The organism is Kribbella koreensis (assembly GCF_039525325.1).
GTDB classification, from domain to species: Bacteria; Actinomycetota; Actinomycetes; order Propionibacteriales; family Kribbellaceae; genus Kribbella; species Kribbella koreensis.
In genome coordinates this window covers 43,252-62,660 of the sequence record NZ_BAAAHK010000023.1, presented here as the reverse complement: position 1 = coordinate 62,660, position 19,409 = coordinate 43,252, and the positions used below count along the sequence as shown (strand labels likewise).

17 protein-coding genes are annotated in these 19,409 nt (G+C 68.3%); 7 read left to right on the top strand and 10 right to left on the bottom strand.

Annotated features, from left to right (window positions below; translation table 11 throughout):
* Positions 1 to 98 precede the first annotated feature (98 nt).
* Together ABD116_RS39490 and ABD116_RS39485 are read right to left on the bottom strand one after the other, a co-directional pair.
* Positions 99 to 2,057, bottom strand: coding sequence for a S1C family serine protease (locus ABD116_RS39490; RefSeq protein WP_343983187.1), 1,959 nt, complete (start codon positions 2,055 to 2,057; stop codon positions 99 to 101).
* A 122-nt stretch (positions 2,058 to 2,179) separates the two neighbouring features.
* A complete protein-coding gene (locus ABD116_RS39485; RefSeq protein WP_343983185.1) occupies positions 2,180 to 2,737 on the bottom strand; it encodes a TetR family transcriptional regulator in 558 nt (185 codons plus the stop codon).
* Between the two features lie 100 nt (positions 2,738 to 2,837).
* On the opposite strand from ABD116_RS39485, the gene ABD116_RS39480 reads away from it, so the two are divergent.
* Positions 2,838 to 3,668 carry an oxidoreductase gene (locus ABD116_RS39480; RefSeq protein WP_343983181.1) on the top strand — a complete coding sequence of 277 codons (831 nt, stop codon included), beginning with the start codon at positions 2,838 to 2,840 and terminating at the stop codon, positions 3,666 to 3,668.
* Positions 3,669 to 3,785: 117 nt separating this feature from the next.
* Here the strand turns inward: ABD116_RS39480 and pdxR are convergent, their stop codons facing one another.
* Positions 3,786 to 5,207: a MocR-like pyridoxine biosynthesis transcription factor PdxR gene (pdxR, locus tag ABD116_RS39475; protein ID WP_343983177.1), complete on the bottom strand. Its 1,422-nt coding sequence runs from the start codon at positions 5,205 to 5,207 to the stop codon at positions 3,786 to 3,788.
* A 77-nt stretch (positions 5,208 to 5,284) separates the two neighbouring features.
* Here pdxR and ABD116_RS39470 point away from each other — a divergent pair, with 77 nt between their 5' ends.
* Positions 5,285 to 6,568, top strand: a complete 1,284-nt coding sequence (locus ABD116_RS39470; RefSeq protein WP_343983174.1) for an FAD-binding oxidoreductase — start codon at positions 5,285 to 5,287, stop codon at positions 6,566 to 6,568.
* Here ABD116_RS39470 and ABD116_RS39465 read toward each other — a convergent pair.
* Entirely contained in the window at positions 6,555 to 7,502 is a 948-nt protein-coding gene (locus ABD116_RS39465) for a helix-turn-helix transcriptional regulator (RefSeq protein ID WP_343983171.1), read from the bottom strand. The two genes, ABD116_RS39470 and ABD116_RS39465, sit on opposite strands and share 14 nt — an antisense overlap.
* A 63-nt stretch (positions 7,503 to 7,565) precedes the next feature.
* Here ABD116_RS39465 and ABD116_RS39460 point away from each other — a divergent pair, with 63 nt between their 5' ends.
* Positions 7,566 to 8,702 carry an epoxide hydrolase family protein gene (locus tag ABD116_RS39460; protein WP_343983168.1) on the top strand — a complete coding sequence of 379 codons (1,137 nt, stop codon included), beginning with the start codon at positions 7,566 to 7,568 and terminating at the stop codon, positions 8,700 to 8,702.
* Between the two features lie 10 nt (positions 8,703 to 8,712).
* Here the strand turns inward: ABD116_RS39460 and ABD116_RS39455 are convergent, their stop codons facing one another.
* The 4 genes from ABD116_RS39455 to ABD116_RS39440 all read right to left on the bottom strand — a co-directional run bounded on the left by ABD116_RS39455 (position 8,713) and on the right by ABD116_RS39440 (position 11,428).
* On the bottom strand, positions 8,713 to 8,961 hold the full coding sequence (locus ABD116_RS39455) for a hypothetical protein (RefSeq protein ID WP_343983165.1): 249 nt from the start codon (positions 8,959 to 8,961) through the stop codon (positions 8,713 to 8,715).
* A 74-nt stretch (positions 8,962 to 9,035) separates the two neighbouring features.
* Positions 9,036 to 9,443 (bottom strand): nitroreductase family deazaflavin-dependent oxidoreductase, encoded by a 408-nt coding sequence (locus ABD116_RS39450; RefSeq protein ID WP_343983161.1) that lies wholly within the window; start codon positions 9,441 to 9,443, stop codon positions 9,036 to 9,038.
* Between the two features lie 91 nt (positions 9,444 to 9,534).
* A complete protein-coding gene (locus tag ABD116_RS39445; RefSeq protein WP_343983157.1) occupies positions 9,535 to 10,443 on the bottom strand; it encodes a ribonuclease Z in 909 nt (302 codons plus the stop codon).
* 4 nt (positions 10,444 to 10,447) lie between these two features.
* Entirely contained in the window at positions 10,448 to 11,428 is a 981-nt protein-coding gene (locus ABD116_RS39440; protein ID WP_343983154.1) for a pyridoxal-phosphate dependent enzyme, read from the bottom strand.
* Between the two features lie 132 nt (positions 11,429 to 11,560).
* On the opposite strand from ABD116_RS39440, the gene ABD116_RS39435 reads away from it, so the two are divergent.
* The 4 genes from ABD116_RS39435 to ABD116_RS39420 all read left to right on the top strand — a co-directional run bounded on the left by ABD116_RS39435 (position 11,561) and on the right by ABD116_RS39420 (position 14,856).
* Positions 11,561 to 12,430, top strand: coding sequence for an LLM class flavin-dependent oxidoreductase (locus ABD116_RS39435; protein ID WP_343983151.1), 870 nt, complete (start codon positions 11,561 to 11,563; stop codon positions 12,428 to 12,430).
* Between the two features lie 68 nt (positions 12,431 to 12,498).
* Positions 12,499 to 13,497, top strand: coding sequence for a GDSL-type esterase/lipase family protein (locus ABD116_RS39430; protein ID WP_343983147.1), 999 nt, complete (start codon positions 12,499 to 12,501; stop codon positions 13,495 to 13,497).
* Between the two features lie 37 nt (positions 13,498 to 13,534).
* Positions 13,535 to 13,927: a hypothetical protein gene (locus tag ABD116_RS39425; RefSeq protein WP_343983144.1), complete on the top strand. Its 393-nt coding sequence runs from the start codon at positions 13,535 to 13,537 to the stop codon at positions 13,925 to 13,927.
* On the top strand, positions 13,924 to 14,856 hold the full coding sequence (locus ABD116_RS39420) for a hypothetical protein (protein WP_343983141.1): 933 nt from the start codon (positions 13,924 to 13,926) through the stop codon (positions 14,854 to 14,856). The genes ABD116_RS39425 and ABD116_RS39420 overlap by 4 nt, the downstream gene beginning before the upstream one ends.
* Here the strand turns inward: ABD116_RS39420 and ABD116_RS39415 are convergent.
* The gene (locus tag ABD116_RS39415; protein WP_343983138.1) at positions 14,841 to 18,233 is read right to left on the bottom strand and encodes a CHAT domain-containing protein; all 3,393 of its coding nucleotides are present in this window, start codon (positions 18,231 to 18,233) and stop codon (positions 14,841 to 14,843) included. The genes ABD116_RS39420 and ABD116_RS39415 overlap by 16 nt on opposite strands.
* Positions 18,234 to 18,283: 50 nt before the next feature.
* The gene (locus ABD116_RS39410) at positions 18,284 to 19,396 is read right to left on the bottom strand and encodes a hypothetical protein (RefSeq protein WP_343983135.1); all 1,113 of its coding nucleotides are present in this window, start codon (positions 19,394 to 19,396) and stop codon (positions 18,284 to 18,286) included.
* Positions 19,397 to 19,409: the final 13 nt, after the last annotated feature.

The window sequence follows — 19,409 nt, the reverse complement described above, 5'->3', positions numbered from 1 at the left end:
GGTCGGGTCGGGTCGGGGGAGGGTGTGCGAACGGGCCCGGGCGCTCTGGGGGAGGGAGCGCGCGGGCCCGTTCGGGGCGGTTCGGTGACGGGAGGGGGTCAGCGAACCGGGCCGGTGGTTAGTTCGATGGTCTTGGTGTGTTGGGTGCCGGACTGGTCGGTCCAGGAGACGGAGACCTTGTCGCCGGGGTGGTGGGCGTTGAGGGCGGTCGACAACGCGTCGGGTGAGTCGATCGTCTTGCCGTCGAAGCTGGTGATCACGTCGCCGGCCTCCAGGCCTGCCTCGGCCGCCTTGCCGTTGGCGACGACGTCGTTGATGACCGCGCCGACGGTGCCGTTGGCGTTGGAGAGGACCGAGACACCGAGCATCGCGGAGCTGCCGATGTGGACGGTCGCGGACTCCTTGCCGGACTCGATCTGCTTGACGACGTCCATCGCCTGGTTGATCGGTACGGCGTACCCGGTGGTGGTCGCCTGGCCACCGTTCTGCCCCTGCCCGTCACCCTGGCCCTGATCGCCTTGGCCGTTGCCGAAGCCCTGGCCGGGGAGACCGCCGCCGTCACCGAACGGCCCGTTGCCGTCGCCGAAGGGTCCGTTGCCATCGCCGAAGGGGCCGTTGCCGTCGCCGGAGCTGTTGCCGTCGCCGTTGCCGGAGCCGTTCCCGTAGGCGGTCAGTGCGGCGATCGCCGTGCTGGGCACCTTGCTGTTGTTGACGTTCGGGTTGTAGCCGGTCTGCGAGTTGCCGCTGCCCGGGTTGCTGGTGCCGCCCGCGGTGTCGACGCCGATCACCTCGCCGGCCGAGTTGGCCAGCGGACCGCCGGAGTCACCCGGCTGGATGTTCGCGTCGGTCTGGATCAGCCCGGTGAGGTTCTCCGGATTGGCGCCGGACTCGTCGGTCGCGGTGATCGCCTGGTTCAGCGCGGTGACGGCGCCGGCCGCGTAGCTCGGCGTACCGCCCTTGCCGCCCGCGTTGCCGATGCCGACGACCTGGTCGCCGACCTTCACCTTGGACGAGTCGCCGATCTTCGCCGTCTCCAGCCCGGACGCGTCCTTCAGCTTCAGTACCGCGATGTCGTGCGCCGTGTCGTAGCCGACGACGGTGGCCTTGTACGTCTTGCCGTTGCCCTTGTCGACCACGCTGATCTCGGTCGCGCCGGCGATCACGTGGTGGTTGGTGAGGATCTCGCCGTCGGAGGTCAGCACGATGCCGGTACCGGCGGCGCGGGCGCCCTGGTAGCCGAGCACGGTGTTCACGTCGACCAGCCCGGGCGTCACCTTCGCCGCCACCGCCGACGGAGTCATCACCTGCGACATCGTGGAGCTGTTCGCGTTCGACTGCTGGTCGATGCCCCAGGCAACGGCTCCGGCCGCCACAACCGCCGCCAGCCCCAGCGCCCCGATCACCATCGGCAACCGCTTGTGCCGCTTAGGCGCCACCGCCTGCGGCCCCCACTGCGGCCCGTACGCCGGCGGCCCGTACTGCTGCCCGTACTGCGAAGGCCCAAACTGCCCATTCCCATAAGGCCCCTGCCCGTACGCCCCCGGACCAAACGGCCCTTGCCCGTAAGCCGCCTGCCCGTGAGGAGCGTTGCCCTGAGGAGCCTGCCCGTGAGGAGCGTTGCCCTGAGGAGCCTGCCCGTGAGGAGCGTTGCCCTGGGGAGCTTGGCCCTGGGGAGCTTGGCCTTGGGGTGCTTGGCCGTACTGGGGTTGGCCCTGCGGGCCGTTGCCGAGATAGGCCGGACCGTAGTGTGGCTGCCCGTCCGGCACCCATCCCTGCTGCGGATATCCCTGCCCTGGCTGGGGATTCGCCGAAGGCTGCGCCGGACCCGGTGTCTGCGCCTGCGGTGCGAGCGGCTCCTGCGGTGTGGCCTGCTGCTGCGGTGCGGGCTGCTGCTGCGCCGACCCACCGGCTGCCTCCGCGGCGCCTCCCGCCTGCACACCTTCCGCCTGCACACCTTCCGGCTGCACGCCCTCTGCCTGCACGCCGCCTGCCTGCGCCGACTGCTGGTTGTCCGGGTTCTGGTTTCCCGGTTCCTGCGGTCCTTCGGTGCTGTTCATGTCCCGTTGCCTCCTCAGCCCTTCCTGCCTGACAACGAGTAGACCTCGGCAGTCTGAGAACTCCATCGGCTGAACCGATGAATCACCTGAGAATCCGAAGTGACCTGGAACACCCCTGTGAACTACCGATGAAGAAGCAGTTCGACCGCCTTCACCACCGCCTGCCGGCGCACCGTCCGGGCCGGCTGAGCAGCCCGGTACTCCGGATTCATCGTCGACCAACTCGTCGCGATCGACTGGATCAACGACAGCAACGCGACCGGTGAGAAGTCCGCCGGTACCTCCCCCGCCGACTGTGCCTCCTTCAGCGCCCCCAACCGCTCGGCGTTCACCGCAACCACCGCATCCAGCTGCGCACCCTGCGGCCGCTCCAGCCGGTACCAGGTCGCCAACCGCAGATGCCCCGGATTCCGCTCGAAGTAGTCGAAGACCCGGCCCGCGTACGTCGGCAGATCCTCCGCGTCGAACCCCACCTCCGCCAGATACAGCTCCACGTACGCCGTGAAGACCGCGTCGAACAGCCCGTCCTTGCTCCCGTAGTACGCGTAGAGCATCGCCTTGTTGCACCCCGCGACCGTCGCGATCCGGTCCACCCGCGCCCCGGCGATCCCGCGCTCGGCGAACTCCTCGGTCGCCGCCACGAGGATCTGCCGCCGGGTCCGTTCCGCGTCTCTCTGCATGCCGTCCAGGGTAGCCAACCAACCGGTCAGTTGCATATTGCCGTCAGGCGAGGTTTCATAGAACTATCCAACCAGTCAGTTACATCCTTACGGAGAGATCATGAGCAAGACCTGGCTCATCACCGGCAGCTCCCGCGGCCTCGGCCGCGAGCTCACCAAGGCAGTCCTCGCCGGCGCCGACCGCGTCGTCGCCACCGCCCGCAAGCCCGAACAGCTCGACGACCTCGTCGCGCAGTACGGCGATCAGATCCGCGCCGTCGCGCTCGACGTGACGGACGCCGAGGCGGCTCGGAGCGCGGTCCAGACGGCGATCGACGAGTTCGGTGGTCTGGATGTGGTCGCGAACAACGCCGGCTATGCGAACAGCGCGCCGATCGAGGAGACGCCCGACGAGGACTTCCGTGCGCAGCTCGAGACCAACCTGTTCGGCGTCGTGAACGTCACCAAGGCGGCACTCCCGTACTTCCGTACGCAGCGCGCCGGCCACTTCCTGCAGTTCTCGTCGATCGGCGGGCGGGTTGGTGGTACGCCGGGCATGGGTGCTTATCAGACTGCGAAGTTCGCCGTCGAGGGGTTCTCGGAGGTGCTCAGCAATGAGGTGAAGCCCTTCGGTGTGAAGGTGACGATCGTCGAGCCCGGCGCCTTCCGCACCGACTGGGGCGGTTCGTCGATGACGATCGCTGCTGTCGGGGCCGACTACGAGTCAACGGTCGGCGAGCTCAACCGCTACCGCCTCAAGGTAGACGGCCAACAACCCGGCGATCCCGCCAAGGCGGCCGCAGCCATCATCACCGTCGTCGCGCTCGACGAGCCGCCGCTTCGTCTGTTGCTCGGCAAAGACGCATTGGAGCACGCCGACCGCGCCTCCCGTTCCCGCGCCGAAGAAGCCGCCCACTGGGCCCACCTCACCACCTCAACCGACTACGAATAAGACTCCCGCCGATCATGCCGCCCCAGGAGTTGCCGATCATGTGGGTGCGGTCGATGGTCAGGGGCGTCGAGGATCTGGACGATCACCGTGTCGACGTAGCGGTCCACCATCAGCGTCCTACTTCCGTACGGCGGCGACGGCGTCCGCGAGCAGGTCGATGCCTTCAGCAACATCTGAGGCGGTCAGGCTGCCGTAGCCGAAGACCAGACCCTCAGGACCGGGGTTCTGCACCCAGTACGGCCTGAGCCCATAGACCCCGACGCCGCGTTCGCGTGCGGCCTGCGTCACGTCGCGCTCGGTCAGGTCCGGCGGCAGCCAGGTCAGCACGTGCAGCCCGGCCGACACCCCGACCGGTCGCAGATCCGGCACCCGTGAAGCCAACTGCCCGACCAGCAGGTCACGCAACGCCCGGTACCGCGGCCGCATCCGCCGCAGATGCCGGTCGAACTCACCCCGCGCCACGAAGTCCGCGAACGTCAACTGGTCCAGCACCGACGACCCACGATCGTCCACGAACTTCGCCGCCGCCATCGGTTCCACCAACCAGTCCGGCAGGATCAACCACCCCAGCCGCAACCCCGGCGCCAGCGTCTTGCTCGCCGTCCCCGCATACGCCACCCGCTCCGGCGCGAGCCCCTGCATCGCCCCGATCGGCTCCCGGTCGTACCGGTACTCCGCGTCGTAATCGTCCTCGATGATCAAGGCTTCCCGCCGCGTCGCCCACTCGATCAGCGCGGCCCGCGTCGCCGCCGACGTCACCGCCCCGGTCGGGAACTGATGCGCCGCCGTCACCAGTACGACGTCCGCCCCCGACCGCTCAAGCGCCTCCACGTCCAACCCGGCCTCAAGCACCGGCACGCCGACAGCCTCCAACCCAGCCGCGGCCGCAACCCCGCGAAGCTCATCATCGGACGGATCCTCAACCGCCAACCGCTTGTACCCAGCGGCGGCGAGCACCTGGAGCAACAACCGCGATCCCTGCGCAAACCCGTTGCAAACAAGCATGTTCTCCGCCTGCGCCGACGTCCCGCGAACCCGGTTGAGGTAATCGGCCATCGCCTCCCGCAACTCGATCGCCCCTTGCCCGTCCAGATAGGCCAGCGCCCGATGCGGCGTCTCGTTCAGCACCCTCCGAACCGACCGCAACCAAGCCGCCCGCGGAAACTGCGTCACATCAGGCCGGCTGTACCGAAAGTCGATCCGCGGCGGTCCAACGATCTGTTGTGTAGCGATCGTTGTCAGCTTCGCTGTAGAGCCAGGAACAGCGGCTGGGGCGACCTGTGTGTACCCACCTGCCCGGCTGACCAGATACCCCTCGGCGACCAGTTGCTGGTACGCCTCGACCACCACTCCCCGCGACAACCCAAGGTCTGCGGCGAGCGCTCGCGTCGCCGGCATCACCGTGTCGGCGCGGAGCAACCCCTGCCGGATCCGCTCCCGGATCCCGCTCTCCAACTGTTGATGCAGCGGCACGGAACCATCCCGGCGCAGCTCGACCAGCAGCTCCCCGGCCCCCGAATTGGTCCTGGATCGGCTCATACAACTGGACCTTATCCGGGTACCGCTTCGCTGTCAGGGTGGAGACAACAGCAATTTCCAGCCAGAGGAGCAGCACGATGACCGCCACCGACACCCTGACCTTGCTGCACCCCGGCGACACCGGGTACGACGAGGCGCGCACCGTCTGGAACGCCATGGTCGACCGGCGCCCGGCCGCGATCGCCCGCTGCCGTAGTACCGCCGAAGTCGCCGCCGCCGTCCGTTACGCCCTGGCCAACGAGCTCGAGATCGCCGTGCGCTGCGGTGGGCACAACATCGCCGGCCTCGCGGTCCCCGAAGGCGGCCTGATGATCGACCTCACCCCGATGGCCGAGGTCGACGTCGACCCGGACGCCAAGGTCGCCCGGGTCCAGGGCGGCGCGCTGCTCGGCGAGCTCGACCGTGCCGCCCAGAAGTACGGACTCGCCACGACCGCCGGCAACGTCTCGCACACCGGCGTCGGCGGGCTCACTCTCGGGGGCGGCATGGGCTGGCTGGCACGGCAGTACGGACTCGCTTGCGACAACGTCCTCTCCTACGAACTGGTCACCGCCGACGGCGATGTCGTCACGGCGTCGGCGACGGACAACCCGCAACTGTTCTGGGGCCTGCGCGGTGGCGGCGGCAACTTCGGCATCGTCACCGAGTTCGTCTTCCGGCTGCACCAGATCGGCACCCGCGCGCTCGTCGCCGACTTCACCTACCCCACCGCCGAGGCCTTCGAAATCCTGCAGGCCTGGCGCGACCTGAACGCCACCGCCCCGCGCCAAGCAACCTTCACGGCGAGCATCAACGGCGATCGGGTCACCGTCGGCTTCGTCTGGGTCGGCGCCCCCGGCAACCCCGACGCACTGCTCGACGCCTTCCGGGCAATGGGCAACGCCACGAGCGAGTCCGTCGAGGAGATGTCCTACCTGACCCTGCAGACCCGCGACGACAACGTCCAGGGTCACCGCTTCCGCCGCTACTGGAAGGGCCACTACTTCAAGAGCCTGCCCGACGAGGCGATCCGCGCGCTGCTCCGCAACCCCGGCATCGGCGCGAGCCTGCAGGCCTACGGCGGCGCGATCTCCGAAGTACCGGACGAGGACGCGGCCTTCAGCCACCGCGACACCCTCTTCGAGTTCGTCACCGCCACGCGCTGGGAGGACGCCAAGGATGACGACGAGCGCATCGCCACCATTCGCGCGTACGCCGCCACCCTCGACCAGTACGCCGGTGGCGCCTACCTCAACACCTTGAACGGCGAGACCGTCAACCGCGCCTTCCCGCCCGCCAAGCTGGCCCGCCTGACCACGCTGAAGACCATCTGGGACCAGGCGAACATCTTCCACCTGAACCAGAACATCAAGCCGGCCTGACGGTTGCCGCGGTCAGCCGAGCGGCGAGCAGGTGTGAGCGCTCGATGAGTTCTGACGGCTCCAGGATCGTGAAGTCGTAGCCGAGGGAGCCGGTGTGCATCAGGAGGTCGTCGAGGGAGTTCGAGCCGACCTTGAGCAGGCAACTGCTGTCGTCGATCGACTCGACTGCGCCGACGGTGCTGGGGATTCGGTCGGCGATCTGCTCGGCGGGGGCCTGGATGACGAATTCGGCCTGGTAGCGGTAGCCGCCTGAGGCCACGCCCTGCATTGTGCGGTCGAGTTCGGGGGCGTCGCGTGGGGTGAAGCGGGGACCGGTGGGGATGCGCGGCTCGAGGCGGTCGAGGCGGAAGGTCCGCCAGTCGTCGCGGTCCAGGTCCCAGGCGACCAGGTACCACCTTCGCCCGGTGTGGACGAGTCGGTGCGGTTCCGTAGTACGGACTGTGGAGGTGCCGTCGTGGCTGCGGTAGTCGAAGCGGAGGCGTTGATGGTCGCGAGCGGCCGTCGCGACCGCCATCACCACCTCGGGTGAGACGGCGGCGCCGACCGATGGGGCGACGGCGACCGATTGCAGGAGTCGCACTCGGTGGCGCAGCCGCGACGGCAGGACCTGTTCGAGCTTGGTCAGTGCGCGGACCGACGACTCCTCGATGCCCGCCACGCTTCCGGTCGCGGCCGCGCGCAACCCGATGGCGACGGCGACCGCTTCCTCGTCGTCGAGCAGGAGCGGTGGCAGGGCCGCTCCGGCGCCGAGCCGGTAGCCGGCGACCCCCGGTACGGCGTCGACCGGGTAGCCGAGGTTGCGGAGCTTGTCGACGTCGCGGCGGACGGTCCGTACGCCGACGCCCAGCTCCTCGGCGAGCGCAGTACCGCTCCAGTCGCGCGGGGACTGCAGCAAGGAGAGCAGCTTGAGGAGGCGTGCCGAGGTTTCCAACATGTTCTGAAGTCTGTCATCCAGCTAGGACACAGGCTGACCTAACTGGGTGAGAGAGTCGGAGACATGAAGCCTTTCACCATCGACATCCCGCAGAGTGCCCTCGACGACCTCAAGTACCGGCTCGACCACGGCCGGCTGCCCGCGCCGCTGCCCGGTGACGGCTGGGACACCGGCGTACCGGTCAGTTGGCTGAGTGAGCTGGTCGAGTACTGGCGGACCGAGTACGACTGGCGCGCGGCGGAGAAGCAGCTGAACAGCTTCCCGCAGTACACGACCGAGATCGACGGTCAACTGATCCACTTCCTGCACGTGAAGTCGCCCAACCCGGACGCCTTGCCGTTGGTACTCACCCACGGCTGGCCGGGTTCGATCGCGGAGTTCCTGGACATCATCGGGCCGCTGACCGATCCCGAGGCTCATGGTGGCGACGCAGCGGATGCCTTTCATCTGGTGATTCCGTCGCTGCCGGGGTTCGGGTTCTCGGGGCCGGTGCACGAGAGCGGCTGGACCCGGGCCGGGATCGGGCGGGCCTGGGCGAAGTTGATGGCCGAGCTCGGGTACGAGCGGTACGGCGTACAGGGTGGTGACATCGGTGGGGCGGTCTCGCCGGAGGTCGCTCGATCGGCGCCGGAGCATGTCGTCGGCGTTCACACGAATGGTGGGCCGAACCTGCCGCCGATGCAGATGTCGGCGGAGGAGCTCGCGACGCTGACTCCGCTGGAGCAGGATCGGATGGCGCGGATCCAGGCGTTCCAGCGCGAGGAGTTCGGCTACATCCAGATCCAGATGACCCGGCCGCAGACGATCGGGTACGGGCTGGTCGACTCACCGGTCGGGCAGCTCGCCTGGATCATGGACAAGTTCCGCGAGTGGACGCATCCGCGCAGCGCGCTGCCGGACACGATCATCGACCGGGACCGGCTGCTGACCAACGTGATGATCTACTGGCTGACCGGTACGGCGAGCTCGGCGGCGTACGTCGGGTACGCGCAGAACTCGTGGGGCGAGCAGCCGGTCAATTCCGGCGTACCGACGGCCGTGCTCGCTTTTGCGCACGACGTCTGCATCCGGAAGTACTGCGAACCCACCAACAACATCACGCGCTGGACCGACGTGGACCGCGGTGGGCACTTCGCGGCGCTGGAGGAGCCCGAGATCCTGGTCGGCGACGTCCGTGAGTTCTTCCGCGACCTGCGGTGAGATTCTTCAGCTAGGCCGCTGGATCCGGATTGATGCCGAGGGCACGCAGAATGTACGTGCCCTCGGCAAGCTGTTGCAGTCCCCTGCGCTCGTCGCCCAGAGCCAGCGCGGCCCGGCCGAGCGCGAGGTGGCTGTAGCCCTGCGACATCCAGTCCCCGAGCCGGACCGCCATCGCGAGCGCGACCTTCTCCCTGGCCAGCACCGCCAGCCAGTCGACGGGCCCAGTTTCGACCCGGTTCTCCAGAACACTCAGTGACACAGCTGAAGCTTAGAGCCACGGCATCTCGATCACTTCACGGCCGCCGCTCGACGTCGGCGGCCGCGGTGCTGTTGCTACTGGCGCTCGAGGATGACGATCGGGATCACCCGGTCGGTCTTCTTGGTGTATTCGTTGTAGTCCGGCCAGACCTCGGCCATCTTCGGCCAGATGGCGGCGCGCTCCTCGTCGGAAGCGATCCGTGCCTTGGCGGCGAACTTGTCGCCCTTGATCTGGACCTTCACGTTCGGGTCCGCCACGAGGTTGAAGTGCCAGCCCGGGTGCGCCTGCGCGCCACCAGCGGAGGAGACGACCGCGTAGCCACCGTCGACCTCACGGAAGATCAGTGCGTTCTTGCGCTCCTCGCCCGACTTCCGGCCGACCGTGGTCAGAATGAGGATCTCCGCGCCGTGGTCGCCGAAGTCGTATCCTTCGGCGCCATCAGTGGCTTCGTAGCGCTCGATGTGCTCTGCTCCGTACAGCATTCAGTTCTCCTTGCTCGCGCGGGTAATAGAACTTAGAACCATCATCCGGCACCGGTTGTTCCCGGTCAGCCACCGGGGGTCAGCAGGCGGATCAGCGGCGGGCCGGTACCGGCGTACGGGCCAGGTCCGTGGCGACGACGATCTCGCCGTCGAACTCCTCGGCCGCCTCCGCGTGGAACGGGGTGAGATCGGTGTACCGCTGGGAGAAATGGGTGAGCACGAGCTTGCGTACGCCGCACTCCTGCGCGACCCGGGCCGCCTGGCGCGCGGTCAGGTGGCCGAAGTTCCTGGCCAGCTCGGCCTCCGACGACAGGTAAGTCGACTCGATCACCAGCAGGTCGGCCCGGTCGGCGAGCCGGAAGACGCCGTCGCAGAGTCGGGTGTCCATCACGAACGCGAACCGCTGACCGGCACGGGGTTCACTCACTTGCTCGATGGTGACCGTGCGGCCGTCGACGACCAGCGATCCGGCCTGTTGAAGACGGCCTACGGCGGGTCCGCTTACGCCGTACCGGCTGAGCTCGCCGGGCAGCATCCGGCGGCCGTCGGGCTCGATCAGCTGGTAGCCGAAGGACTCGACGGGGTGCTCCAGCCTGCGCGCCCAGAGTTGGCCGAAGCTGCCGACGGAGAGCAACCCGTCCTCCTCCACCGGCTCCTCCCGCAATTCGGCCCGCTCGTAGAACGAAGCGGCGTACCGGAGCCGGGTGAAGTACTCCTGCCCGGACTGCGGGTAGTGCGCGTGGACGGGGTGCTGCACGTCGTCGAGCGACAACCGCTGGATGACACCCGGTACGCCGAGGCAGTGGTCGCCGTGGAAGTGGGTGACGCAGAGTCGCGTGATGGCGGTCGCGGACACACCGGCGTACAGCATCTGCCGTTGCGTACCCTCGCCCGGATCGAACAGGAAGCCTTCGGAGTCCCAGCGCAGGAAGTAGCCGTTCTGGTTCCGCTCCCGCGACGCCACCTGACTACTGGTGCCCAGCACAACCAGTTCTCGCACTTGGTCAGGCTAGTGCCTTGATGAGCGTTGTCGAGGAGATATTTCCGCCGCAACTGACGACGGCTACTCGTTTGCCTTGGAGTTGGTGCTGTCGGGCTTTGGCGGCTGCGAAGGCCATCGCGGCTGAGCCTTCGACGAGCTGATGCTCGGTGTCGATCACCATTCTCAGGGCGTTCCTGATCGCGTCCTCGCTGACCAGGACCCAGTCGTCGACCAGCCGGCTGCAGAGGTCGAAGGTGATGCTGCCCGGTTCGACGCTGCCCGCCGTACCGTCCGAGAGTGTTTCCCCGCCCTCGATCGCGATGATCTGGCCGGCCGCGACCGACGCTGCCATTGCTGCGTCGACCTCGGGCGAGGCGCCGTAGACCTTGATGCCGGGCAGGTGCTTCTTGAGCACTGCCGCGACGCCGCTGACCAGGCCGCCGCCACCGACCGCTACCACTACCGCGTCAATTGGCTTGTCTGCTATCTGTTGGAGGATCTCCAGTGCCGCCGTGCCTTGGCCTGCGATGATGTCCGGGTCGTTGTAGGGCGAGACGTAGGTCAGGTCGTGCTCTGCCGCGTAGGCGCGAGCCTTCGGTTCGAGTACGCCGGAATCGTTGCCTTCGGCCCGGATTTCCAGACCGAACCGCTTGAGCGCGCTGACCTTGCTGGGCGACGCGTTCTCCGGCAGATACACGATCCCGCGACCACCGAGCGCCGCCAGCGCGTTCCCGACACCGAGCGCGTGATTACCGGTCGACGCGGTCACCACCCCACGCTCCCGCTGCTCATCGGTCAGCGTGAGGATCTTCGCCATCGACCCCCGCGCCTTGAACGACCCGGTCCGCTGCCGATGCTCACTCTTCACCAGCACCTCGGCGCCGAGCTCGTCACTGAACGCGTCGAAGGTGACCAGCGGGGTGGGCGGCAGATGCTCGCGCAGCCTCGGCGCGAACTCCTCGGCCTTGGCCGCGATCTCGGCGGGCGACGGCGCCTGAGTCATCCGGATCTCCTCACATCAGCGGGGGTACGTCGGAACTCTCGCCACGCTATCCGGCTCGGCCCAGCCGCCGCTCGACCGGCCGGGGACACGGCTTCGGGGGAAACTGTCGGTGGGGTCGGCGAGGGTGGAGCGATGACTGGTTCATTGCGTATCGGACTCGTGTTCCCTCCGTCTTTGCCGCCGGAGACGCTCCGGTCGGTCGCGGTGTCGGTGGACGCCGCCGGGCTGGACGACTTCTGGGTGTCAGAGGACTGCTTCAAGGAGAGCGCCGTCGCGAGCGCAGTGGTCGCCTTGGCTGCCACTGAGCGGGTGCGAGTGGGGATCGCGCTCCTACCGGTGGCGCTGCGCTCGGTGGCCCAGGCGGCAATGGAGTTGGCGACGATCGACCGACTGTTCCCCGGGCGGTTCGTGGGCGGGATCGGGCACGGCGTACAGATGTGGATGGGGCAATCCGGCGTACAGGCCGACGCGCCCCTGACCTTGCTGCGGGAGTTTGCTCTTGCGTTGCGGCGATTGCTGGATGGCGAGTCCGTGACGGTGTCGGGGCGGTACGTGAATCTGAGTGAAGTGGAGCTGGCGTATCCCCCGCTGCAACCGCCGCCGCTGCTGATCGGCGCCGCCGGCCCCCGTTCCCTCGCCGCCGCAGGCGAACTAGGCACCGGCACCCTCCTCTCCCTCGGCCTACCGCCCACCGCCGTGAAGGAGTCAGCCGAAATCACCCTGGCCGCAGCGGACGGCCGACCGCATGAGGTGTTCGCCAGCCTGCCCGTTGCAACAGGGCCGGACGCGCGTGCCCGGGTGGATGCCGAGCTGGCGAACTACGGCATCCCCGGCGGCCCCGACACAGGCGCCGCCGGCTCCCCGACCGCCATCGCCGACCGCTTCCTGGAACTGGCCGCCGCCGGCGCAACCGGTATCTCCATCCAACCCTGCGCCGACGAACCCGACATCGCCGCCTTCGCCCGCTTCATCGCCGAGGAGGTCAGACCACTCCTCGGCTGACCTTGCCGCCACCGCGCCGGGATAGGCGAGAATGCGGGAACTGTCGGTTCGACTCGAGGTGGTGCGCAGTGGGCAGTGATCCGCTTTGGACCGGCTACCGATACCGAGCCGTTGACGACGACGGCTGGCTGACCTTCTGGCGCCTGGACCCCCGCGACCAGCCCTTCGAACTCCACGACTGGCTAGGCCGCCCCGACCGCCCCGGCCACCGCCTCTGGCTACGCGCCGCCACACCCGCCGGAGTACGAGCCTCCTGGCGTACGTCGGCAACCTCCGTAACCCTGGAGATCCGCAACACCCCCACCATCTACGCGGAGTCCGCCCCCGTCGACTTCCTCCTCAACGGCGAGCTCCACTACCGCCAACCCTTGGACTTCGGCGAACAACAAATCACGGTCCCCCTCCCCGGCTCGGGCGATCTCGAGATCTGGCTACCGCAGGCCGGCGCCATCAGCGTACGAACCGTCTCCTTCACCGGGGAAGCCGAACCACTCCCACCAACTGGCCCCCGCTGGATCACCTACGGCAGCTCCATCACCCAATGCACCGGCGCGAACGGCCCCTCCGAAACCTGGCCCGCCCTGGTAGCCCGCCAACACGGCTGGGACCTGGTCTCCCTAGGCCTAGCCGGCGAATGCCACCTGGACCCCATCGCCGCCCGCACCATCCGCGACACCCCCGCCCGCCTGATCTCCCTCTGCCTAGGCATCAACATCTACGGCGGCGAAACCTACAACGGCCGAACCCTCCCCGGCCAAGTAGAAGCCTTCCTCCGCACAGTCCGAGAAGGCCACCCCCACACCCCCATGGTCGTCATCACTCCCCTGGTAGCCCCCACCCTCGAAGGCAAACCCAACGCCGTAGGCCTAACCCTCGACGACATCCGAGCCTGCGTATCCCTAGGCGCCCGCACCCTCGCCGACCCCGACCTCCATTTGGTCGACGGCCGCACCATCCTCACCCCCGAAGAAGCCCGAACCCTGTACGCCGACGATGTCCACCCCACCCCCGATGGCTACCACCTGATAGCGACCCGCCTGGCCCCACTCCTGACCCTCCCGCTCTGACCACCCGGCGATGGCTGCTGACGGAGATAATGCGGGCATGGCTGGGGACGAGTACAGAATTCTGCGCGACCAGAGGGACGCGCCGGATCGGGTGCCGCGGGTGGAGTTGCCGATGGGTTTCGAGGTGTTGCGGGCGGCCGACGTACTCGAGGAACTGTTCACGACGGAGAGCCGGTTGGACGCGGTCGCGCTGGTGGTCGGAGATGAGGTGGTCGGCGGTACGAGCCGAGATCACGTCTTGGTGCCGGTCGAGGAGGAGCGTTCGGTCGGTACCGGTGACGGAGCGACCTTGCCGGGCTACTCGGCGACGTACGACTTGCTGAAGTTCGTCTGTGCGGAGTGCGGGCGGGTGACGTACCGGCTTCAGGTCGATCCGCGGGACGAGCCGCGGTGCGTGGACGGACACGGAGCATTGGAGCTGGAGCGATGAACCTGGACGCCGCGGCCAAGCCCTTGGGGGACGTGTTCGGCGGCAGATTCGGGCTCGTGAACTACCTTCCGTTCTATGGCGCCGCCTTGTTCCTGTTGGTGGTGATCTGGGCCGGCGCACCAGGTGAGTTGCGGTTCGGTCGGGCCTGGTCCATCGCCGGTGGGCTCGGGCTGGGCGAAGTACTGCTGCTGACCGTTGCGCTCACCGTGATCGGGGCAGCGACGCAGCCCTTGCAGTTGGGGTTGGTCCGACTGGTGGAGGGATATTGGCCGCGGCGGCTCGACCGGCTGGGTGGCCGGCTGCGGAGGCGGCACGAGGAGCGCCGGGAGGCGATGGTCAGGGCTGCCGCGTTGCCGGAGCGGCCCGAGGCACTCACCCAGGACGACCTCAATCGGATCGGAATCGCCGCGACCACGTTGGCCAAGCGTTACCCGGCGAAGGACGCCGTCCGGGCGACGGCGTTCGGCAACGCGTTGGCGGCAGCCGAGGCGTGCGCCGGAGCACGGTTCGGGTGGGATGCGGTGGTTGCCTGGCCACGGCTTTACCCGGTGCTCGGTGAGCGGGTCCGTGAGATCGTCGACGACCGGCGCAACACGATGGACTTCTCCGTGCGACTGTGTGCGGTCTCGCTGGTGACCGGTGCGCCTGGGCTGGTGCTGCTGCTCAGCTCAGGATGGTGGCTCTTCCTGGCGCTGGTGCCGGTCGCCATCGGCCTGTTGGCCTACCGCGGCGCTGTGGAGTCGGCGATGGCGTACGGCGAAGCGATCGAGGCAGCGTTCGATCTGCACCGGTTCGACCTGCTCGCCGCACTGCACCTGCCATTGCCCGCCGATCAGGAAGCAGAACGGAAGCTGGCCGCCGAACTGTGCGCGTCCTGGCGACAGGGCGCGACCGTGTCGACCGCGTACGAGCATCAAGGACCGAAGTGAACGTGCGATGCCCACCGCATCGGGTCGTCCGGGAAGCGGCGGCGCACGGTCGCAACGGCGGCATGCAGAGCTGACGCCGGGTCCACCGCCGGTACGGCGTCGTACACCTCGGCCACGAGGTCGACTGACCGGGCATCGCTGACCGGCCAGACGGTTCCGATGACCTGCGGGCAGCCTGCGAGGAAGAGCGCACCTGCAAGGTGCAGAGACTCATCCGGAACGCCGACGTCGCCACGGGCGGTCTCGCAGGCAGACAGGAAGGCGAACCTCGGCACGACCCCGATCCGGATGAGCTCGACGACCGTGAGTGGATCGTCAGCCAGGATGAGCCGCCCATCGGACGGTACGTCGGCGTCCTGCCTGCCGTGGCAGGCGAAATGCACGACGTCGGCCTGCTCCATCGCCGCCACCACCTCCCGCCAGGTTGCGTCCGGCCCGGACAGCACCCGAGGTGCCGGCAACCGGCCCGCGGCCACCTCGCTCTCCCGCTCGGCATGCGGGAGAGCCGACAGGCCCGGCGTTTCGGGCATCGCCACGATCAACGCGGACCGCCACTCCCGGACCAGGCGGCCCCGCGCGGCGACCAGCGCCGTCAGCGTCGGGGTGTACGACGAGATCACCCGATCTGGGACCTCGCCCGCCGCGTGCAGTGGGAGCGCCATCATCGGCCCCGTCAAACACCACCACAGCCGGCCTACCCGCGTCGGCTCCAACGCCGCCAGCACCGGCCCGGCAATCGTCTCCCACAGCCAGTCACAGGTCTGCAGTACGACGACCCGCGACCTCAGCCGGCCGGGCTCGCGGATCGCACAGTCGAAATCCTCCGCGTGCCGGGTCACCTCGGGCAGATCGATGGCAGGCAGTGGTACCACGGTGAGACCTGTATCGGTCACGATCAACGCATCGCACCGGTAGCGGCTCACGTTGACCACGACGACCGGTCCGTCGACCGCCACGTCGCGAAATTCCCCGTACTTCGATCCGCCGGCGGCCCGCAGGCGCGCAGTCAGTTCGTCCCAGCGCCGAGCGAGTTCGCGGCGTCGCGGGCCGGCCCAGTACTCCCGTCTGTCGGTCAGCCCGTTCAGCTGGTCATGCAGTTCCGCGAGTTCGGGGTCCGCCTCGGCGCCCGGAGACATCAGCAGTACGCCGCGACCGGTCTCCAGGAGCTCGATCGCCAACTCCGGTCGGCCTTGGTTCAGAGCGGCAGCCGCGGCCTGGGACGGCAACCCGGCCAGCTCGGCGAGCAGCCGACGTCGCTCCCGGTGCTCGAGACCGCGCCAAACCAGCTCAGGCAGTAGCCCGACCGCCGCGCTGAAGCCCTCGAGCGCCGTGCTCCAGTCGCCCAGGTCGGCCGCCAGCTCACCCCACAGCTTCGCGATCTGGGCCCGGAGGAAGGTCGGGACAGCACTGTCGGCGACGACGTTCCGGCTATGGCCGATGGCTGCCCGAGCGGCCTCGTGGTCGCCGTTGGTTCGGAACTCACGTACTCGGACGCTGGCGAGACCGATCACATACCGGTGGAGCTGTGGGTCGTCGGCGGCTGCTGTGTCCAGCGACTCGCGACAGGCCCGCTCGGCCTCGGCCAGGTCCGCGGGATCGAGGCTCACGTCGTACCTGGCGAGCAGGCTGGTGGCCAGCAAGCTCAGCGAACGCGGGCGGCCCGAGTGGTCCCGGGAGAGCGCGCTGACCGATTCCTCTGCCGCACTGATGACCCGATCCAGCTCAGCCTGGCCGGTACCGGGAGATGGTTGGGCTCTCAGGTACGCGGTGACGTAGTTGTGCAGGTAGACCACTCGATCCGGATGGCCGGTATCGACGGCGTCCAAGCCTCTCCGCGCGACCGCGATCGCCTCGGCGGCCAACTGCTGATCGTCGGCGTCCTTGAGGGACTGGCCGAGCTCGAGGCCGTAGTCGGCCAGCCGCTCGATGCGGTCCCGTCCGCTGTCGGTGTTCGGATCGGCCGCCATCGCACCGTAGTAGATCGCGTTGTACAGGTCGGACCGCTCGCCGAAACGGGCGAACCGGCGCTGGTGCGCGAGGCCGAGGTCGCGCGCACCCTCACGATGACGTGCGCTGTCCTCGTAGAGCAGGTCGAGGGCGCCGCGGTACAGCAGGATCGCTGAGTCCAGGTCTTCGGCATCGTTGCGCCACTCATACCTCCGCAACAGCACCCGGGCGAGTTGCTGCATCCGGCTCGGGCTCTGCCCGGCCCGCACTGCCTGTTCCGCCGCGTCGTACGCGTCGTCCAGGTCAGCCACGCTGCCGGTGCGGTCCAGACGCGAGATGAGGGCCGCCGAGAGGTTCACCCGCGGCCCCGGTTGCTGGTCCGGTGGCGCGAAGCGAATCGCGATGTGCGCGATCTCGACGGCCTCGTCCAGCCGTGTCAGGTCCCCTGTGGCCAGGGCAAGGTCGCGCAACGCGACGGCGCGTCCCTCGAGGTACATCCACCGGCGCTCATTGTTCGGTGCGGCTCGTTGGGTGGCCTGGAAGAAGGCCGCGACGCTCTCGGCCAGATCGTGGGAGCTGGATTGCTGCACACCACGGGCCAGCAGTGCACGGCCGAGGACGTAGGACGCCTCCGCCTCGAGCGCCGGGTACGGGTCGGCCAGGACCTGCGCGGTTCGGCCGGCCTCGATCGCCGCGTCGATGTCGGCCGGCACACCGAAGCGTTCGAACCGGGTGCGGAGGACCACTGCGATGTTCGCCGCCATCTGGCTGCGGTCAGCAGGATCGGGCTTGATCGCTGCGATCTCCGAGAACAGGGCTTCGGCGACGTCGAGCCCCAGGCGCCGGGCACGCGGCTCTTCCATGAACATCGCGGCGACCGTACCGGCTAGTTCGTCCGCCTCTTCGAGGCTGCGATGGAGGTACAGACGAGGAACGAGGTTGGCGGCAGCAGCATCTGGGCCGTGCTCCGCGGCAAACGGCAAAAGCTCCTCGACCAGCTCGGCGGCGGTGGCGTCGACGGCCCAGCGGGCGTCACGTTCCGCACCGGCGTCCTCGTTGTGCGTCTCTGGCGGCGGCTCGCGGTTGAGCATCGGGTCATACGCTTCCCAGGTCAACTCGCCGCGACTCGCCAGACCGTCGAACTCCAAGGCGATCCCCCGGTCGACGTCATCAGCTCCGGCCTCGTACCGGCACCAGTAGTACTCCGCGATCGCCTTCGCCAGCTCGACGTCCACCCCAGAAGTCCACACAGGAAGGGCGAAGTCACTCCGGAGAACGTCGCCCATCGCGTCCTGCACCCGGCCGTCGACCTCCTCGGACAACAGCTCGCCTGGGTCTTGCGACCGCTCGTACCGGGAGATGACCCCGCGGATGAACCGCAGCGAGCGATCACGACCGCTCCTCGATCTCCGCCCCCGACGCCCGACCACACGGCAAGTATGTCGGCCCACTGCCGAGCCGGGGAATGGCCAGCGACCGGCTAGCTCAGTTTCTTGGTGAGGGCGGCCAACGTGCTGGCGACTCGGGCCCGGTTGCCGATGGCGACGTACAGGTCGTAGGTAAGGCGGTCACCGGCGTCGAGGGCAGTGGTGGTCTGGTAGGTGACCTGCAGGTTCGCTTCGCCGAGCATGGCGTTGTACGGGGCGGGTGGGCGGGTTTGGGCATAGTAGTAGGCACCGGCCTCGCGGGCCGCGGGTGGGAGGAGCATGCCCAGGCAGTAGCCGCCGTCTGCGGTGCAGCGCATCAATGGCAGGTTGCTTGCGTACGACTCGGGTGCTCGTTTGACCAGCTTGTTGGTAGCTGGGTCGTACGAGTAGACGTTTACGAAGTCGCGTTGCAGGTAGGCGACCAGCACGCCGTCGAAGTTGTCCTGCACCGTGTCCTCGGAGGTGAGGTCGGCCGACAGACGGATCACGTTGGTGGCGAGGCCGTGGTCGGGTGCCAGGGCGACTCGAGTCCGCAGCCAGTACGGCGACAAGCCTTGCGTGTACGGCGATCTGGCCGGCTGCAGGTCGGCGCCGTGGCAGCCGTCGTAGCCGGCGTGCTGGTCGGCCCAGGTCATGTACATGGCCGGCCGCTGCTCGGTACGGATCGTCGCCGCGCCCTCCTGCTCGAAGGTGTACAACGCGCTCGTACTCGACTTCGCATGGAACGGCGGCGCCTGCCCGTCGGAATCGATCCGCGCCCCGGCCTGCGTCGGGTTGTAGCACTCACTCGCCTGCTTGCCGTTCCCCCACCCGTGGAAGGCGTACTGGAACGCCGACCCGTACCCACCACTGGCAATGAATTCCTTGCCATTCACAGAAACCGAAGCGACCGCCCCGGCCAACGCCGCCGACGACGTCACCGCCAACCGGTTGCGCCCATCAACCAAACTCGAAACGGTCACGTCGTCGAAGGCACGATCCCAGTTCTGCCGCGTCGCACAAGCAGCCCGATACGTCGACACGAAGTCGTAGTACGCCGGACTGCTCGCCGGCGGCGGAGTGCACCGACCATCCTGCGCCGCTACGGAATCCACCCGCGGCACCACCACCCCAGCCATCGCCACCGCCCCAACAGCCACCACCACAACCGGCTTCCACCAACGCATCGAACACCCCTTC

What these genes read in the sequence shown, in the direction of transcription:
- ABD116_RS39440 (WP_343983154.1), bottom strand. Translation starts at nt 11,428, where the DNA reads ATGACTCAGGCGCCGTCGCCCGCCGAGATCGCGGCCAAGGCCGAGGAG.
- ABD116_RS39450 (WP_343983161.1), bottom strand. Translation starts at nt 9,443, where the DNA reads ATGCTGTACGGAGCAGAGCACATCGAGCGCTACGAAGCCACTGATGGC.
- ABD116_RS39460 (WP_343983168.1), top strand. Translation starts at nt 7,566, where the DNA reads ATGAAGCCTTTCACCATCGACATCCCGCAGAGTGCCCTCGACGACCTC.
- ABD116_RS39485 (WP_343983185.1), bottom strand. Translation starts at nt 2,737, where the DNA reads ATGCAGAGAGACGCGGAACGGACCCGGCGGCAGATCCTCGTGGCGGCG.
- ABD116_RS39490 (WP_343983187.1), bottom strand. Translation starts at nt 2,057, where the DNA reads ATGAACAGCACCGAAGGACCGCAGGAACCGGGAAACCAGAACCCGGAC.
- ABD116_RS39435 (WP_343983151.1), top strand. Translation starts at nt 11,561, where the DNA reads ATGACTGGTTCATTGCGTATCGGACTCGTGTTCCCTCCGTCTTTGCCG.
- ABD116_RS39425 (WP_343983144.1), top strand. Translation starts at nt 13,535, where the DNA reads ATGGCTGGGGACGAGTACAGAATTCTGCGCGACCAGAGGGACGCGCCG.
- ABD116_RS39480 (WP_343983181.1), top strand. Translation starts at nt 2,838, where the DNA reads ATGAGCAAGACCTGGCTCATCACCGGCAGCTCCCGCGGCCTCGGCCGC.
- ABD116_RS39465 (WP_343983171.1), bottom strand. Translation starts at nt 7,502, where the DNA reads ATGTTGGAAACCTCGGCACGCCTCCTCAAGCTGCTCTCCTTGCTGCAG.
- ABD116_RS39420 (WP_343983141.1), top strand. Translation starts at nt 13,924, where the DNA reads ATGAACCTGGACGCCGCGGCCAAGCCCTTGGGGGACGTGTTCGGCGGC.
- ABD116_RS39470 (WP_343983174.1), top strand. Translation starts at nt 5,285, where the DNA reads ATGACCGCCACCGACACCCTGACCTTGCTGCACCCCGGCGACACCGGG.
- ABD116_RS39410 (WP_343983135.1), bottom strand. Translation starts at nt 19,396, where the DNA reads ATGCGTTGGTGGAAGCCGGTTGTGGTGGTGGCTGTTGGGGCGGTGGCG.
- pdxR (WP_343983177.1), bottom strand. Translation starts at nt 5,207, where the DNA reads ATGAGCCGATCCAGGACCAATTCGGGGGCCGGGGAGCTGCTGGTCGAG.